We start from the raw sequence: 16,726 nt of genomic DNA, 5'->3' as shown, positions 1-16,726 counted from the left end.
CGTGCGGCCCCTCGGGAATCGGCAGCGGCGCGCATCACAGCACCCGCGACAGGAACGCGCGCGTGCGCGCGTGCGTCGGCGCGTCGAGCACGACGGCCGGCGGCCCGGATTCGACGATGCGCCCGCGCTCCATGAACAGCACGTTGTCCGCGACTTCGCGCGCGAAGCCGATCTCGTGCGTGACGATCACGAGCGTCGTGCCCGAGCGCGCGAGTTCCTTGATCACGTCGAGCACCTCGTTCACGAGTTCCGGGTCGAGCGCGGAAGTCGGTTCGTCGAACAGCAGCACCTTCGGGCGCAACGCGAGCGCCCGCGCGATCGCGACGCGCTGCTGCTGGCCGCCGGAGAGCTGGCGTGGATAGGCATCGGCCTTGTCCGCGAGACCGACGCGAGCGAGCAACGTGCGGGCGATTCGCTCGGCGGCGTCGCGCGTGACGCCGCCGACGGCGACCGGTGCCTCGATCAGGTTCTCGAGCACCGTCAGGTGCGGGAACAGGTTGAAGTTCTGGAACACCATCCCGACGGCCGTGCGCCGTGTCAGCACGTCGCGCTCCTTCAGCTCGTAGAGCACGTCGCCGTCGCGGCGATAGCCGATCAGTTCGCCGTCGATGTCGATGAAGCCGTCGTCGACGCGTTCGAGATGGTTGATCGTGCGCAGCAGCGTCGACTTGCCCGAGCCCGACGGCCCGACGATCACGGTCACGCTGCCGCGCGGCGCGACGAACGAGACGTTGTCGAGCACGCGCTGCATGCCGAACTGCTTCGATACGCCATGCACGGCCACTTCGCCGCCGGCGCGTGGCGCGACGGCCACCGTATCGGCCTCGCCTTCGGCGCGCACGAGCGAATCATCGCGGCGGGACCTGACACGCCGCCACAGCACGCCGAGGCGCGCGAGCGCGAACGTGACGACGGACGGCGGCGGGTTGCGCAGCGCGCCGCGTGCATAGTGGCGCTCGACCTGCACCTGGATCGCCGACAGCACGGTCAGGATGATCAGATACCAGACGGTCGCGACCATCAGCAGCGGAATCACTTCGAGATTGCGGCGATAGATCACCTGCACCGTATAGAACAGCTCAGGCATCGCGAGCACGTAGACCATCGACGTGCCTTTCGCGAGCGAGATCAGGTCGTTGAACGCGGTCGGCAGGATCGCGCGCATCGCCTGCGGCAGCACGATCCGCGTGGTCTGGCGGCCGCGCGGCAGGCCGAGCGCGGCCGCCGCTTCGAGCTGCCCTTGGTCGACCGCGAGAATGCCGCCGCGAATCACTTCCGCGGAAAATGCCGCGTGGTTCAGCGTGAGGCCGAGCACGGCCGCGAGGAACGGGCTGATCAGGTCGGTGGTCGGCGTGTCGAACCACACGATATTGGTGAACGGCACGCCGAGCCGCACATGCTCGTACAGGTAGCCGAGGTTGTTCAGGATCAGCAGCAGCACGATCAGCGGAATCGAGCGGAACAGCCACACGAAGGCCCACGCGCTCGCCGACAGCAGCCGCGAACGCGACAGCCGGGCCAGTGCGACGAACGCGCCGAGCACGAAGCCGAACACCGCGCCGAGCAGCGTCAGCACCAGCGTGCGTGCGAGCCCCGACAGCACCGGCGGCGACAGGAACCATTCGGCGAACACCGGCCAGCCCCATTGCGGGTTGCCGAGTATCGAATGCAGGACGATCGCGATCAGCGCGACGGCGAGCACGGTACCGGCCGTGCGCGACCGGTGGCGCGCGGGCACGATCCGGAAACGCGTGCCGGCGTCGCGCGCGCCGGGGGAAGAAAGCGGCGGCAGCGCGCCGCCGAGGTGGGTCGTGTCGCTCATGTCGGTGGAAATCCTCGAATCGGTCGGGCGGACGCGCCGCGCACGGGCGGCGCGGCGGCGGGTGTCAGGCGTGCGCTTCGGCCGCCGTTTCGGGCGACGCGTCAGGCACCGCGTGACGGCTTGCCTTGCGCGGCAGGCCGAGGTGGTCGCGCAGCGTCGCGCCGGGCAGGTCGCGGCTGTAGCGGCCGCGCGCCTCGAGCGCCGGGATCACGAGCTCGACGAAATCGTCGACGCCTTGCGCCTGCACCGCGAAGCCGAGGATGAAGCCGTCGCCGGCGCCCGCGTCGTGCCAGCGGATCAGCTCGTCGGCGACGTGCTCGGCCGTGCCGATGAAGTTCGGGCGCGGCGTGGCGACCGCGAGCGCCGTCTCGCGCAGCGACAGGCCTTTCTGTTTAGCGTCGGCCTTGATCCGGTCGGTGGTCGAGCGGAAGCTGTTGCGGCCGAGTTCGCCGAGTTCCGGGAACGGTGCGTCGAGCGGGTACTGCGTGAAATCGTGGTGATCGAAATAGCGGCCCAGATAGGCGAGCGCCTCGTCGATCGTCAGCAGGTCGCGGATCGCCTGGTATTTGTCCTCGGCCTCGGCGGCCGTGCGGCCGACGATCGGCCCGATGCCGGGGAAGACCTTCACGTCGCTGCCTTGCCGGCCGTGCTCGATCGCGCTCTGCTTCACGCGCCGCGTGAACGCGGCCGTCTCGTCGAGCGACGGCGAATGCGTGAACACGGCATCCGCGTACTTGCCGGCGAGCCCGATGCCGGTGTCGGAGGAGCCGGCCTGGAAGATCACCGGCTGCCCCTGCGGGGACCGCTGGATGTTCAGCGGGCCCGCGACCTGGAAGAAGCGGCCGTGGTGGTCGAGCGTGTGGAGCTTGTCGCGATCGAAGAAGCGGCCGGTCGCGCGGTCGCGCACGAATGCGTCGTCGTCCCAGCTGTCCCACAGGCCCTGCACGACGTCGAGGTATTCGTCGGCGATCTCGTAGCGCAGCTCATGATCGGGATGCACCTTGCCGAAGTTCTTCGCGGTGCCCTCGAGCGGCGTCGTCACGACGTTCCAGCCCGCGCGCCCGCCGCTGATCGCATCGAGCGACGCCAGCTGGCGGGCAACCGTGAACGGCTCGCTGTACGACGTCGAGATCGTGCCCGCGAGCCCGATCTTCTTCGTCGCGACCGCGAGCGCCGACAGCACGGTCAGCGGCTCGAAGCGGTTCAGGAAGTGCGGGATCGACTTCTCGTTGATGTAGAGGCCGTCCGCGACGAACGCGAAGGCGATGCCGGCGGCTTCCGCCTTGCGGGCGATGCCGATCGCGAAATCGAGGTTGATGCTCGCGTCCGGCGGGTTGCTCGGGTGCCGCCATGCGTTCATGTGGCTGCCTGCGCCTTGCAGCATCAGGCCGAAAGGAATCGATCGTCGGGTCGTCATGGGAGCGTCACGCGTTCTGGTCAGGGGAAAGGGAGCGGTCGGCCGCGAGGGCCGCCTGCAACGGTGTGCTCGACAGCGCGCCGCCGAGCCATTCGGCCGATGCGAGCCGCGCCGCGTAGTCGGTCACCGGCGAATCGATCACGAACGCGTCGACGTCGAGCCGCCGGCTCAGCGCGTCGAGCGCGTGGTGCACGCGCTCGGGGGTATCGGCCAGCACCGTCGGGCGCAGCTCGTCGATGCGGTAGTCGGACGCGCCGCTCTGCCGCGCGAATTCGGCGGCCGCCTGCGCACTGGGGAGGTTGAAGCTCTGGCCGCCCGCGAGCTGCAGCTTGAAGATCTTCAGCGGCCCGATCAGTTGCTCGGCCTCGTCGCGCGTCGGCGCGGCCACCGCATACAGCGCGACCAGCGGCCGTGTGCCGCCCGCGCTGCGATACGCGTCGAGCGAGCGTTCGATGTTCGCGTCGTCGCCGTTGAAATGCCCCGCGTAGCAGAAGCGCCAGCCGTTGCGCGCGGCGAGCGCGCCGCTGTCCGGCGAGCCGCCGAGCAGGATGCGTTCGGGCGCCTGCGGCGGCACGGGCAGCGCGACCGCGCCGGCGAGCGGGTGATCCTCTGCCACGCCCCAGCCGAGAAACGCGTCGAGTTCCGCGAGCTGGCCCGCGAAGTCCGGCTTGCGCGCCTTGTCGTGGAACCACTGCAGTGCGCGCGTGGTCAGCGGCAACCCGCCGGGCGCCTTGCCGATGCCGAGGTCGACGCGGCCCGGCGCGAGCGCGGCCAGTACCTTGAACGTCTCGGCGACCTTGAACGGGCTGTAGTGCTGCAGCATCACGCCGCCCGAGCCGACGCGGATGCGTGACGTGTGCGCGAGCAGGTGCGCGACGACGATCTCCGGCGCGGAGCTCGCGAAGGCCTGCGTGCCATGATGCTCGGCGACCCAGAAGCGCTCGTAGCCGAGCTGTTCGGCGCGCTGCGCGAGCGTCGTGGTGAAGCGCAGCGCGTCGGCGGCGTTCGCGCCGTCGGCGATCGGACTCTTGTCCAGCAACGAAAGCGAGTAAGACATGGTGGGCGGCGTTCCTGCGTGAGCGTGAAGTAAGCGTGACGGGACGAAGGGCGGGCGTGGCGCTCAGCTCTTCGGCAGCCCGGGCGGATTCGTGCGCGACTGGTCGATCGCCTCGGACGCGAGGTTCCAGCGGTCGAGCACCTGCTGGTAGCGGCCGTTCCTGATCAACCCGTTCAGCGCGACGGTCAGCGGATCGGCGAGCCCGCTGCCGCGGCGCGTCGCGATCGCGATGTCGGCCGTGCGCGGCCAGCCGCCGCTGATTGCGCCGACGAGCCGCGTCTTGCCTTGCTGCGCGCTCTGGTACGCGAGCACCGAGTTCACGCTGAAGACGGCATCGGCACGGCCCGACTGCACGGCGACGATGCGCATCGCCTGGTCGTCGTAGTACTGGATCTGCACGGGTTTCAGCCCGTGCGCGACGTTCTCGCGGTCCCACGCGAGCAGGATCTTTTCCTGGTTGGTGCCGGCATCGGTCACGACACGCAGCCCCGCGACGTCCTTCGGCTCGCGGATCGCCTGAATCTTGCTGTCGTTGCGCACGTAGAAGCCGACCTGGTCCTTGCGGTAGGTCGAGAAATCGAACTTCTGCTTGCGTTCCTCGGTGACGGTGACGTTCGAGATCACCGCGTCGACTTTTCCGGATTCGAGCGCGAGCGGCCAGTCGGCCCACGCGAGCGCGACGATCTTCAGCTTGCGGCCGAGGCTGTCGGACACGAGCTGGCCGACGTCGGCGTCGAAGCCGATCACCGTGCGAGCATCGGTTGCATACGAACTGATCGGCGGCAGGCTCGGTGCGATGCCGATCGTCAGCGTGCCGGGTTCGGCGAACTTGAACGACGCGGGCACCGCTCGCTCGACTGCCGCATCGGCCACGCCGCGCGGGCGCCCGCGCTGTTCGGGGCTCAAGTCGAACGTGGCGGCGGCCGCGACCGCGGCTGCGGCGAACGCGGTCAGGCCAATCAACGCGGTGGCCAGCGTGCGCGCGGCACGGGAAGAGAACGGTACGGCTCGTTGCATGAAAGCGTCCTGTGGTGGCAAGCGGTAATCGGAGGAGGGCGGGGGCGCGGCGGCGGTCAGCGCGGCAGCGCCGGTTCGGGCACGGGCGCCCACAGGTCGGCCAGCGTCGACGTGCGCGACGGATCGGCGAGATCCTTGCCGAACCGCAGGTGGTAATGCACCTCGGGGGCGATCGACGAATCGAACAGCCGCGTATAGCCGGTGCGGTCGTACAGCGCCCATGCCTCGGGCTGGCGAAAACCGGTAGTCAGGTAGATGCGGCGATAGCCCTGCTGCGCGGCGCGCAGTTCGAGTGCCTCCACGATGATGCGTGCGAGGCCCTGGCGGCGCAGGTCCGCGCGGGTCCAGATGCGTTTGAGCTCGGCGGTCTGCGCGTCGTAGCGCTTGAACGCGCCGCCGCCGATCGTCTCGCCGTCGCGCAGCAGCAGGACGAAAGCGCCTTCGGGCGGCGCGAACAGTTCGGCCGGGTAGCGCGCGAGCTCTTCGCGTGCGGACGCGTGGCTGTCGGGGCGATACGCGTTGTAACGGGTCGAATACTCGTCGATCAGTGCGTCGATCAGCGGTTGCGCGCGGACGTCGAGCGGCGTCGTGTCGATGATGCGGTCGGTCGTGGCCATGGGCATCGCGAAGGGCGCGCGATGCGGACGTTCCTGGCGGGGTGCGGGCACGCGGCCCGTCCGGTCTGTTCCGTTATCGCGACGCGGTTGTCGTGATGGCGGCGGCCGGTGCGTGTCCTGCTGGGATGCAGATGGCGGGCCGCCGCCGTTTTGAACACGTTAGCGGCGCGACCGGCAAAGGCGAACGAAGCAATTTCGATAAGGATTTCGCGGCGGACGTCAGAAGGCTCGCAGCGGGAGTGGGGTGGCGATGACGGGGTGCATGCGCGTGCATCGAAGCCGATGCACGCGCCGGTGCGATGCCGACATGCGAGCGCCTATGCGGCCCGGACTTCGGCGAGCAGATCGGGATGACGATCGAGGATCTTCAGCAGTTTCACGAGGGCAAGCGGCGGATTCGTCTTGCCTGTTTCGTAACGGGAGAACGCATTGACGCCGCCGCCGAAAAGCTCGGCCGCCTCGCGCTGGTCGAGCTTCAGCTTCTTGCGCACCTTCGCGATGTAATTCGGGTCGACGATGGTGGCGTTCACCTGCTTGTTGAACTCGCTGATCGCTTCGCCGAGACGGGTCGCTTCGTCGAGATCCAGCACCGATTCCCCGCAGGCCGGGCAGAACTCGCCGGTGACAGCGCGGACGACAGTCGACCGGCCCTTGTAGGTATAAGGGATGTCGCGCGTGTCGCGGACGAGCTTCGCAGCACCGCATGCAGGACACTTCATTTTCATCGCTCCTTGAAAGACACGATCAGCACATCGTCGATCACCGTCAGTTTCAGGTACACGTCGCCACGCACCGTCAACGGCCGGTAGACGTCCTGCCAGATCGTGTGGTCGGCGTACGTCGTCATGCTCTTGTGGAAGTCGAGGTCGGTCAGCGACATCACGACATCGAGCGCCTCCCGTTCCGTGAAACCCAGCTGCCGCGCGCCGAGTACCGCGCTCGCGGTCAACCGGACCTGGCCGGATTCGACCAGCGCCTTGACGAGGGGCAGCTTGCAATGAGGCCTTCTCTTTTCCATTCGCGATATTAACCAAGTAAGTTAATTTGTCAAGTTGGTTAATGGCGAGCGCATGCCGTCCGCCATGACTGGCAGACCGCATGGAAAGGAGATGGATCCGGTTTTAGGCCGTCTGGCCGATGCTCGGCGGGGCCGACAATTCCGCGAGCTGGAACAGGCAATCGCCGCGCTGCACCTGCGCGGGCACGCGCTTGCACACCACTTCGCCGTCGCCCTTGAAGCGGTGCAGCACCGGCTCGCGCAGCGGCGTATCGGGGAAGTGCACCCACGCGGCCGGCTGCCCGGCCTTCACCTGGTCGCCGAGTTCGACGAGCGGCTCGTACAGCCCGCGCTCGTACGCATAGACGAAGTGGCGATCGCCGTCGACACGCATGAAGCGCGTGACGGTGGGCGGCGCGTCGGGCACGAGCGCGCCGCGCAGCAGGCCGATGTAACCGAGGTAGTGCAGCAGCCCGTGGCGACCGAGCCGGATCAGCGACGGGTCGGCCATGCCGGCACCGCCGAGTTCGGTCACGATCGAGATCGCGCCCTGGCGGCGCGCGGCCGAGGCCGAGTGCACGGGATTCGGCGCGTGCAGCAGCGCGTTCTGCAACCCGAACGCGACCAGCAGCCCGTTGAGCTTCGCGGCTTCGTCGGCGTCGAGCGGGTCGATCGCTAGCATGTTGCCGCCCTGGTACAGCAGCGAGCTGCCGCCCGAGTGCAGGTCGACCAGATACTGCGAGCGCGCCAGCAGGACATGCTCGATGTAGTGGGCGATCATCTGCGTCGGCGTGCCGGCCGGGTCGCCGGGGAAGCTGCGGTTCAGGTTGCCCTGGTCGAGCGGCGACACGCGCAGGCCCGCGTCCGCCGCCGGGAAATTCGCCATCGGCAGCAGGATCAGCTGCCCGCTGACCATCCCGGGCTCGATCTCGCACATCAGTTGCGACACGATGATCTGGCCTTCGTACTCGTCGCCGTGGTTGCCGGCCATCACGAGCGCGACCGGGCCGTCGCCGTTGCGAATCGACGCGATCGGGATCGGCAGCCAGCCGTACGCCGAGCGGTGTACGGAATGCGGCAGCCGCAGGTAGCCCGCGTGCTTGCCTTGTGCGTCGAGATCGATTTCGCAGTGGATGGGATTGCGGTGTGAGGAGGAGGCGGTCATGGCGGCATCGTTCGATGAACGGAATCTGCCATCTTATCGGGAAACGACCGCCGCGCGCCGCGCCCGGCGCGAGCAGCGCCGAACGCCATCAGCCGGCAAGCGCATGGAGGCATGCGGGGGAGTTGCAAAGCCGATACGCGGAACCCGGTGCGATGTTGCAGCGGTGAACGCATGCCGGCATGCCGGCCGGCCGCATTCGGGCCTGGTGTTTCGCGCCGGCCCTTGCCGCGACGGGGCCGGCGTGCAAGGCCGGCTTACCGGCCCGATGTTTCAGCTTCGAGACGTCCTTCTTCCCACAGTGCCCAGAAACGGCTGCCGGCGCGATACGGATTCGCGCGGCGCGCGGCGTGATCGGCGATGCCCTGGCGAAACGCGCCGTACAGCGTCAGCGGCGGATTGTCGACGCATCGGGCTTCGCGCGCGGCCGGCATGCGGCTTTCGGAAACGAGCCGGCGGATCAGCGATGCGCCGTCGATCACATCCAGTTCGTCGATGGTTTCGCTGCGGCTGAGGACTTCGACGGTATTCATGTTGGGTCTCCCTGACCACCTGTTTCCCTGACAGGGAGCAATAAGAGTGCCAGGTTCGAAAAGCCCTGCGCTGCATCGATCGTGCAGGCTTCTGCAGCCAACGTGACGGGAGGCGGGCGCCGATGTTACGGAACACGTCACGTGACACGCGAGCGCGCGACACCACGTGCGGTCACGTAAAGCGTTTCGGAATTGAATCGCCGGGAGGCGTCGACGCGGGAGAAAGAGGGCTGCGCGGCCGGGTCAGCTCGCGGTGGCCGGGGTGACCCGGCTGCTGCCGCTCGAATAGAAGCGGTAGATGCCCTTGCCGGCCGATTTCGCGTCGTACAGCGCGCTGTCGGCCTGCCGGATCAGTTCGTCGGGGGAGCCGTGCCCGTCGTCGAGTGCGATGCCGATGCTGATCCCCAGGATCACGGTCTCGCCGATCGACAGCGTGTACGGCGCCGAGATCTGCCGGATGATGCGCGCCGCGAGGAGCGAGCACGCGTGCATCGTCACGTCGTCGATCGCGACGACGAATTCGTCGCCGCCGATGCGCGCGGCCAGCTCGCCGGGCGGCAGCGTCTTGCCGAGCCGCTCGGCGACCTGCGTCAGCACGTCGTCGCCGGCCTGGTGGCCGAACCGGTCGTTGATCGCCTTGAAGCCGTCGAGGTCGAGATACATGACGGCGAGCCCGGACTCCGGCGAGTGTGGCCGGCTCGCGAGCATCCGCTTGAGTTCCGCATGCAGTTCGTGGCGGTTCGGCAGACCCGTCAGCGCATCGTGCCGCGCGAGATGCCGGATGTGCTGTTCGGTCTGGCGGCGCGCGGTGACGTCCTCGACGATGATCACCGCGTTGCCGTCCGGCACGAGATGGCGCGTCAGTTCGAGCTGGCGGCCATCGGCGAGCACCAGGTCGAGCGGCGCGGGTTCGTCGCAGGCCAGCCAGATCTCGCACTGCGCGGCGAGACGGGCGCCGCCGGGATCGATCGCGTCGTTCGCGCCGAGCGCCGCGACGACGGCGGGCAGCGGCGTTTCGAGCATGATCTGGCGCGGCGAGCCGAACAGTTGCGCGGTGCGCCGGTTCGCGACGATCACGCGGCGCTCGCCGTCGATCATGCACAGGCCGTGCGGCATGTAGGTGAGCGCGGCGTCGAAGCGCGCAACGAGTTCGGCGTTGCGCTGGCGCGCGGCAATCAGCGCGACGAGCACGCGATAGTGACGCTGGACGACCGTGCGCATCGCGGCGAGGTAGATCACGAGCGGCGGCAGCAGCAGCCACGCCCCCGGCCGGTGGGCCAGCAACGCGCCGATGCCGATCGGCAGCACGCCGACCGTGACCTGCGACATCGCGAGCCGGGGCAGCGCCGAATTGCGCGACGCGATCCCGCCGAACACGCCGCCCGCGACCATCACCGACAGCGTGCCGAGCTCGACGTCGACGGCCTGCACGCAGCCCATCACGCCGAGACCGAGCACGAAGCACGCGACGAGCGACACGGGCGCATAGCGCATCGCCCAGTATTCGGCGCGGTCGTCGCCGCCGTCGCGTTGAACCGTGTACGCACGCACGATCGAGAGCCGCGCGATGAGCAGGCCGACGTCGACGATCAGCCACGCGAGGCACCAGAGCTGCTGCAGCCGGATCAGCGCGACGGCCGCGACGAAACCGCTCGCGAGCCCGGAGAGCGCCATCGGTCGGACGTCCTCGAACAGGGTAACGAGCATCGACGGGCGCAGCGCGGCCGTCACACGGTGGTTGCCGGAGGGGGGAGTGGCGAGAACGGAGTGCAGGAGAGATGCCCTGACTGCCATGGTTTTTGACCTCGACACGATGTCGCTTGATATCGCGATGGCTGGCGGCACCCGCACGGCACGTGGCGGAAGCCCGGCCCGGCCGGATGCGCACGACATTACCATGAAATACGGGCGGCGCGGGTCACCCGGATCGCCCGGCGGACCCGCGTGCCGCGTCGGCCACGAGTCGTCAACCGCGCCCACGAAAGTCTTGCGCATTCGCCGGCGCCGGGGCAGCATCGTCGCGAACCGAACGAGGCTCGGCGATCGACAGGAGACAGGCGCGTATCCGCCGGGCGCGGTCGACACGAACGAAACCGCCGCAAGCGGGCAGTCGATGCGACCGGATCGCCACCCGCGACCGTCTGTCGCAGCCCGGCTGAACACCGTTATAAGAAATTCAATAAGTATTTCATGCGGGAAATACTATAGGCGATATATCAAAAACAATGCCAGAATGCGCGCCGCTCCGAACGTCGCGACATCCGATCGCCGTCCGAGCCGCATCAGGAGGTTCCCCCAATGAAAAACCACGGCCTGTCACGGCGGGGTTTTCTGAAAGCCAGCGTGCTGGCGGGCGTCGCAGTGTATGTCGCGCCCCTGGGCAGCCGCGCGTTCGCGGCGCTCTTCGAAGAAAAACTCCTCACCCCCGTCAAATGGGATAGCGTCACCGGCATCCCCCAATTCCGCATCGACGGCATCGCGAAGGTCACGGGCTCGAAAGTGTTCGCCCGTGACGTGCGCGCAGCCGACATGCCGCACTGGCCGCAGCAGCAGTCTCATGCGCTGATCCTGCGCGTCACGCAGGCCGACCGCACGTACGAAGGCTTCGACCTTTCGCTGCTGGGCGACGAACTGAAACCGGACCGCGTGGTCACGGCCGACGATCTCGTGCGCGACGGCGTCGCGTTTCCGGCGTTCTACGGCGACGACATGCTGCTGCCCGCCGGCAAGACGCCCGCGTATCTCGGCCATGCGGTCGCGATCCTCATCTACCACGACTTCGCGCGCTTCCGCTTCGCGAAGAACGCGCTCAAGTTCCGCGACGACGTGATCCGCTACGGCGCGGTCACGGGCCCGCTCGAGCGCGATCCGTGGGGCACCTTCCGCTACGTGCGCGTGGGCGGCAAGACGGCCTACGACGACGATGTCTATTCGAGCCTGAAGGACGCGCCGATCTTTCCGAGCATGATGCGCAAGCACCTGCCGGTGTGGCCGGACGGCAAGGAGCACGGCAAGCTCGACGAGCAGGGCATGTTCCTGGCCGGGCGGATTGCCGACGAGCTCGACCATCCGTCGGCCGACTGGCTCGTGTTCGACCGCGAGTACAACACGCAGTCGGTCGACACCTCCGCGCTCGAACCGGACAACGCGAACTGCTGGTACGACGCCGCGACGCAGTCGCTGCACCTCGTCGTGCCGACCCAGTCGCCGCTCGAAGTGGCGGAGAACGCGGCCGCGATGGTCGCGAAGTGCCGCTTCCCGGTGAAGAAGCTGTTCGTGCATCCGTGCTACACGGTCGGCTACGGCTCGAAGGATCACTTCAACGTGCCGTTCTACGGCCTCGTCTGCGCGCTGTACGCGGACGGCCGCCCGGTGCGTTTCGCGAACGATCGCTACGAACAGTTCCAGACGTCGCTGAAGCGTCACGCGTTCAAGATGCATTACCGGATCGCGGTGGACCGCAACACCGGCCTGTTGCAGTCGTTCAAGGGCGACTTCGAGGCGAACGGCGGCGGGCGCTCGAACTTCTCGCCGTCGGTCGCGATGGTCGGCGCGACGGCCGCGCAATCGATCTACTACTTCCCGAAGAGCGACCTCGCGGCCGTGGCGATTGCATCGCGCGCGATCGATGCCGGCTCCGCGCGCGGCTACGGCACGCTGCAGAGCATGGCGGCGACCGAGATGGCGGTCGACGAGATCGCCGCGCAGCTGAACATCGACCCGATCGATTTCCGCCTGCGCAACGCGCTGCGTTCGGGGATGAAGAACACGCAAGGGGCGATTCCCGCCGGCGCGCTGCGCGTCGACGAGGTGCTCGAGCGCTCGAAGCAGCATCCGCTGTGGACGCGCCGCGCCGCGCGCAAGGCCGAATACGAGGCGGCGAACCCGGGCAAGCGCTACGGCGTCGGCTTCGCGTGCGTGCAGAAGGACTTCGGCACGGGCGCGGAAGCGTCGTTCGCGAAGGTCGAATTCGACGAGAACGGCAAGGTGTCGCTGCGCCACACGGCTGCCGAGATCGGCACCGGGATGTCGACGTCGCAGGCTGTGGCCGTCGTGAAGTGGCTCGGCCGTCCGGCGACGGACGTGCAGGTCGCCGTGACCGAATGGCCGGACCTGCCGGTCGAGACCAGCGGCGATCCGTACATCATGTCGCAGGCCGACCAGGATCGCCTGAGCGCGAATCCGCGCTGGTCGCCGAGCTATGCGTCGCCGTCGAGCGCGACGAACTCCGCGTACTACTTCACGCACAGCACGCGCGAAGCCGCGCGCGCGGTGTTCCGCTACGGCCTGTGGCCGGCGGCGATGTCGATCTGGACGCGCGGCCTCGGCGGCGGCCAGGCCGCGCCGTACACGATCCGCATCGAGGACGCGCGCTGGGTCGACGGCAAGCTGACCGCCGACGGCCTCGAGCCGCTGTCGTTCGAACAGCTCGCGAAGCAGGCGCATGCGCTCGGCCTGCCGACCGGCGCCGTCGTGCACGTGTTCAACCGCTGGCAGTGGACCGACGCCGAGTTCGAAGTGGGCGGCGTGGTCGATCGTTTGCCGATCGACGGGCTGTCGCTGCGCGTCGGCGCACCGAAGACGGGCGACAACGGCCCGGTGCCCGGCACCGCCGCGCCTGCCGGCGCGACCGCGATGCGCGGCACGCTGGCGCCGACCGCGAACGGCTACCGCGTGCTGGACCGCAAGCGCGTGTTCATCCCGCCGACGAGCCGCAACAACGCGGCCGTCACGTACTACACGGCGGTCGGCACGCTGGTCGAGCTGGCCGTGCACGAAGCGACCGGCAAGGTCGAGCTGCTCACGCATCACTCGATCATGGAATGCGGCAACCAGATTTCGCCGCAGCTCGTGTCGGGCCAGTTGCAGGGCGGTCTCGCGATGGGTATCGGCCACGCGTTGCACGAATACCTGCCGCTGTATGAAGACGGCCCCGGCAACGGCACGTGGAACTTCAACCGTTACCAGCTGCCGCGCGCGTCCGACGTCGCCGTCTGGACGCAGACGGGCGACGTGCTGCCGCCGCTGTCCGAGACCGATCCGCCGAAGGGCGTTGCCGAAGTGGTGATGATCCCCGTCGTCGGCGCGATCGTGAACGGCATCGCGCACGCGATCGGCCATCGTTTCACCGACCTGCCGGTGACCCCGCAAAAGATTCAGGAGGTGCTCGCATGACGACCGCCCAAACCGCGGCTTCGGCCGCGAGCGCCAGCGCCGCTGCGACCGGCGCTTCCGCACCGGCCCAGGCTTCGGCCGTCCCGGACTCTGCACCGGCCTCGGCCCCGGCTGTGCCGGCATCGGCACCGGCACCGGCCGCCGTCGAGCGTCCGCTCGTCCGGTTCCAGTCGAAACCGTTGTCGATCAACATCAACGGCAAGTCCGTCGGCCCGATGCAGGTGCCGGAAGGGCTGATGATGATCGAGTTCCTGCACGAATACGCGGGCCTCACCGGGTCGCGGCTCGGCTGCGGGCAGGGCATCTGCCACGCGTGCGTCGTGATCGTCGACAAGCCGGACGGCACGAGCGAGGAAATGCGCACCTGCATCACCGGCGCGCATTTCTTCCACGGCCGCACGATCCGCACGATCGAAGGCCACGCGAAGCGCAACGAAGCCGGCGAAGTGGTCGAGCTGTCGCCGATCCAGCAGAAGTTCCTCGAGCACTTCAGCTTCCAGTGCGGCTATTGCACGCCGGGTTTCGTCAACGCGGCGACGGTGCTGATCGAACGCCTGAAGCGCGAGCCGGTTGCGAAGGCCGACGTCGAGCGCACGATCACCGAGGCGCTCGATGCGCACCTCTGCCGCTGCACGGGCTATGTCCGCTACTACGAAGCCGTCAAGGACGTGGTGCTGACGACGCCGGGACTCGTGAAGGACGCCGCATGAAACGCACATTCGCTCATCGTGTCGCGCGGGCCGCGGGCCTCCCCGTGCTCGCGGCGGCTTGCGCGCTGCTGCTCGCCGCATGCGGCGGCCACGACGCACCGGCCTCGAACGCCGCTTCCGGCGCGCCCGGTGCCGACCCGGTCGCGCGCGGCCGCTATCTCGTCAAGGCCGCCGACTGCGCGGCGTGCCACACCGCGAAGGACGGCGCGCCGTTCGCCGGCGGCGCGCCCCTCGAATCGCCGTTCGGCACGTTCTACGGCTCGAACATCACGCCGGACAAGGATCACGGGATCGGCAACTGGAGCGCCGACGATTTCTACGCCGCGCTGCATGACGGCAAGGCGCCGGGCAAGCGCCTGTATCCGTCGATGCCGTACACGTCGTACCGGCAGCTCACGCGTGCCGATTCCGACGCGATGTACGCGTACCTGAAGACCGTCAGGCCGGTCGCGCAGGAAAACCGCGAGCACGAGCTGAAGTTCCCGTACAACCTGCGTTTCGGGATGGTTTTCTGGGACATGGTGTTCCTGAAGGACAGCCTGCCCGATGCCTCGACCGGCCAGTCCGCCGACTGGCAGCGCGGCCGCTATCTGGCGGGTGCGCTCGGCCACTGCGCGGAATGCCACACGCCGCGCGCGTTCACGGGCCAGCTCGACAGCGCGAAGCCGTTCGCGGGCGCGGCGCTCGGCCGCGTGGCCGCGCCCGACATCACGCCGGCCGGCCTTGCCGCGCGCGGCTGGACGGGCGCCGACCTGCAGACGTTCTTCGGCGTCGGCATCGCGCCGCAAGGCTCGGCATTCGGCGAGATGTACCCGGTCGTGCACCTGAGCACGCAGTACATGACGAAGGACGACCTGCGTGCGCTGTCCGTGTACCTGCTGGGCGATACGCCGCCCGCGCCGCAACCGGTGAAGCCGGTGTCGGCCGACGCCGCGCAGCTCGCGGCCGGCCGCTCGGTGTATCTCGCGGTCTGCGCGGGGTGTCACGGCTTCAACGGCGAAGGCAAGCCGCACGTGGCGGTGCCGATGAACGGCAATTCGACGGTGCGCCAGGGCGACCCGCGCAACCTGCTGGTCGCGATGCTCGACGGCATCGGCGAGCAGAAGTTCGCCGGGTTCGAGAACCTGCAGCCGATGCCCGGTTTCGCGCACACGCTGAGCGACGACGAACTCGCGCAGCTCGCGAACTACCTGCGTGCGACGTGGGGCGGCCAGCCGGCGAGCGTCACGCCGGCCGACGTGAAGGCCATGCGTTGAGTCGTGCCGCCGGGCGGGGCGTCGCGCGCGATTCAGCCGGTTTCCGGTGCTCGTGCGCGACGCGTCGCCCGACTGCTCGCAGCGGTTCTTCAGTAGCCGCTGCCTCCTCCGCCACCGCCCGTACCTCCCGCGCCACTGCCGCCGTACCGGCTCATGCCCGGCCCTTGCGGCGCGCCGCCACCCGACGTACAGCCTGCCGACAGCACGAGCACCAGCGCCGCGATCAGCGCCGCGGCCAACGTTGCGGATCTCATTTCCACCTCCTTGCAACGCGCAGGCCGCGGGAAAGGCCGGATCGCATGAACCGTGCGTCTGCGCGCTGAAGAAACGTTTCGGGCGGGCCGTTTATTCCATGCCTTTTGCGGATCGTCGAATGCGAGGGGGGCGGATCGGTGTCGTCGCACGGCGTGTTGATACACTGCGGCACGCCGCCATTCCGGTTCCGACCACGAAAAACATGAGTGCCGCCGCTGAACGTCCATCGTCGCGTCCGTTCCGTCCCGCCGTGCTCGGCTGCGTGTCGTTTGCCGTCGGCGGCCCGCTGGTCGCATCGCTCGTCTGGCCGGCCGTGATGCTGGTCGGGTGGTCGTTGATCGACGGCCCGTCGTGGGAGGAACTGAAAGTCAGCGCCGGCATGGTTCCGCTGATCTTCTTTGCGTCGTTCCTGTTCGGCTATTTCCTGCCGGCGGCCGTGACCGGCGGCATCATGGGCGCAATCGGCACGCGACTCCGGCGGCGCTGGTTCGTGCTGCTGGGGATGGTCGTCGGCGCCGGCGCGATGATCGGTTTCGTCGAACTCGAGGGTTACCTGATGAAAATCGACCAGTTCAGCGACATCGACGCGATCGCCACGCTCGATGCGATCGTGACGTCGGCCGTGATGTCGCACTGGCTGCATCGCCGGCTCGATCGCCGGCGTTGAGCACGCAGCGTTGCGCGATCGGTCGCCTTCGCGTCGATCGC

Annotated in this window: 15 protein-coding genes; 4 read left to right on the top strand and 11 right to left on the bottom strand. The window is 68.5% G+C overall.

Annotated elements, in window-relative coordinates; translation table 11 throughout:
• Window positions 1-34: 34 nt before the first annotated feature.
• The 10 genes from ABIC51_RS21560 to ABIC51_RS21515 form a co-directional block, all read right to left on the bottom strand.
• Window positions 35-1,822 (bottom strand): amino acid ABC transporter permease/ATP-binding protein, encoded by a 1,788-nt coding sequence (locus ABIC51_RS21560; RefSeq protein WP_081040837.1) that lies wholly within the window; start codon window positions 1,820-1,822, stop codon window positions 35-37.
• Window positions 1,823-1,886: 64 nt separating this feature from the next.
• Entirely contained in the window at window positions 1,887-3,239 is a 1,353-nt protein-coding gene (locus ABIC51_RS21555) for an LLM class flavin-dependent oxidoreductase (protein WP_059697275.1), read from the bottom strand.
• A gap of 7 nt (window positions 3,240-3,246) precedes the next feature.
• Window positions 3,247-4,296: an LLM class flavin-dependent oxidoreductase gene (locus tag ABIC51_RS21550; RefSeq protein ID WP_175897466.1), complete on the bottom strand. Its 1,050-nt coding sequence runs from the start codon at window positions 4,294-4,296 to the stop codon at window positions 3,247-3,249.
• Window positions 4,297-4,359: 63 nt separating this feature from the next.
• Window positions 4,360-5,313: an ABC transporter substrate-binding protein gene (locus tag ABIC51_RS21545; RefSeq protein WP_060359088.1), complete on the bottom strand. Its 954-nt coding sequence runs from the start codon at window positions 5,311-5,313 to the stop codon at window positions 4,360-4,362.
• Window positions 5,314-5,369: 56 nt separating this feature from the next.
• A complete protein-coding gene (locus tag ABIC51_RS21540) occupies window positions 5,370-5,930 on the bottom strand; it encodes a GNAT family N-acetyltransferase (RefSeq protein WP_027791642.1) in 561 nt (186 codons plus the stop codon).
• Between the two features lie 317 nt (window positions 5,931-6,247).
• Entirely contained in the window at window positions 6,248-6,649 is a 402-nt protein-coding gene (locus ABIC51_RS21535) for a type II toxin-antitoxin system MqsA family antitoxin (protein WP_027791641.1), read from the bottom strand.
• Window positions 6,650-6,651: 2 nt separating this feature from the next.
• Window positions 6,652-6,948: a type II toxin-antitoxin system MqsR family toxin gene (locus tag ABIC51_RS21530; protein WP_027791640.1), complete on the bottom strand. Its 297-nt coding sequence runs from the start codon at window positions 6,946-6,948 to the stop codon at window positions 6,652-6,654.
• Between the two features lie 103 nt (window positions 6,949-7,051).
• Window positions 7,052-8,092: a succinylglutamate desuccinylase/aspartoacylase family protein gene (locus ABIC51_RS21525; RefSeq protein WP_226128402.1), complete on the bottom strand. Its 1,041-nt coding sequence runs from the start codon at window positions 8,090-8,092 to the stop codon at window positions 7,052-7,054.
• A 254-nt stretch (window positions 8,093-8,346) separates the two neighbouring features.
• Window positions 8,347-8,622, bottom strand: a complete 276-nt coding sequence (locus ABIC51_RS21520) for a hypothetical protein (protein WP_060207255.1) — start codon at window positions 8,620-8,622, stop codon at window positions 8,347-8,349.
• Window positions 8,623-8,865: 243 nt separating this feature from the next.
• Window positions 8,866-10,416, bottom strand: coding sequence for a sensor domain-containing diguanylate cyclase (locus ABIC51_RS21515; RefSeq protein WP_027791637.1), 1,551 nt, complete (start codon window positions 10,414-10,416; stop codon window positions 8,866-8,868).
• 504 nt (window positions 10,417-10,920) lie between these two features.
• On the opposite strand from ABIC51_RS21515, the gene ABIC51_RS21510 reads away from it, so the two are divergent.
• Genes ABIC51_RS21510 through ABIC51_RS21500 form a run of 3 tightly spaced genes read left to right on the top strand, consistent with a single transcriptional unit; the run spans window position 10,921 to window position 15,763 of the window.
• Window positions 10,921-13,797, top strand: a complete 2,877-nt coding sequence (locus tag ABIC51_RS21510; protein WP_124838492.1) for a xanthine dehydrogenase family protein molybdopterin-binding subunit — start codon at window positions 10,921-10,923, stop codon at window positions 13,795-13,797.
• Window positions 13,794-14,507, top strand: a complete 714-nt coding sequence (locus ABIC51_RS21505) for a (2Fe-2S)-binding protein (RefSeq protein ID WP_175852768.1) — start codon at window positions 13,794-13,796, stop codon at window positions 14,505-14,507. The genes ABIC51_RS21510 and ABIC51_RS21505 overlap by 4 nt, the downstream gene beginning before the upstream one ends.
• Window positions 14,504-15,763 carry a cytochrome c gene (locus tag ABIC51_RS21500; RefSeq protein WP_060170818.1) on the top strand — a complete coding sequence of 420 codons (1,260 nt, stop codon included), beginning with the start codon at window positions 14,504-14,506 and terminating at the stop codon, window positions 15,761-15,763. The genes ABIC51_RS21505 and ABIC51_RS21500 overlap by 4 nt, the downstream gene beginning before the upstream one ends.
• A gap of 89 nt (window positions 15,764-15,852) precedes the next feature.
• Here the strand turns inward: ABIC51_RS21500 and ABIC51_RS21495 are convergent, their stop codons facing one another.
• Window positions 15,853-16,017: a hypothetical protein gene (locus ABIC51_RS21495; protein ID WP_166741936.1), complete on the bottom strand. Its 165-nt coding sequence runs from the start codon at window positions 16,015-16,017 to the stop codon at window positions 15,853-15,855.
• Window positions 16,018-16,220: 203 nt separating this feature from the next.
• Here ABIC51_RS21495 and ABIC51_RS21490 point away from each other — a divergent pair, with 203 nt between their 5' ends.
• Window positions 16,221-16,685: a hypothetical protein gene (locus ABIC51_RS21490; RefSeq protein WP_060170820.1), complete on the top strand. Its 465-nt coding sequence runs from the start codon at window positions 16,221-16,223 to the stop codon at window positions 16,683-16,685.
• The last annotated feature ends 41 nt before the right edge of the window (window positions 16,686-16,726 follow it).

It is taken from the genome of Burkholderia sp. 572, assembly GCF_040545135.1.
Lineage (GTDB): Bacteria > Pseudomonadota > Gammaproteobacteria > Burkholderiales > Burkholderiaceae > Burkholderia > Burkholderia cepacia.
Note: the sequence above shows the minus strand (reverse complement) of the source record. Positions and strands in the feature narration are given on the sequence as shown.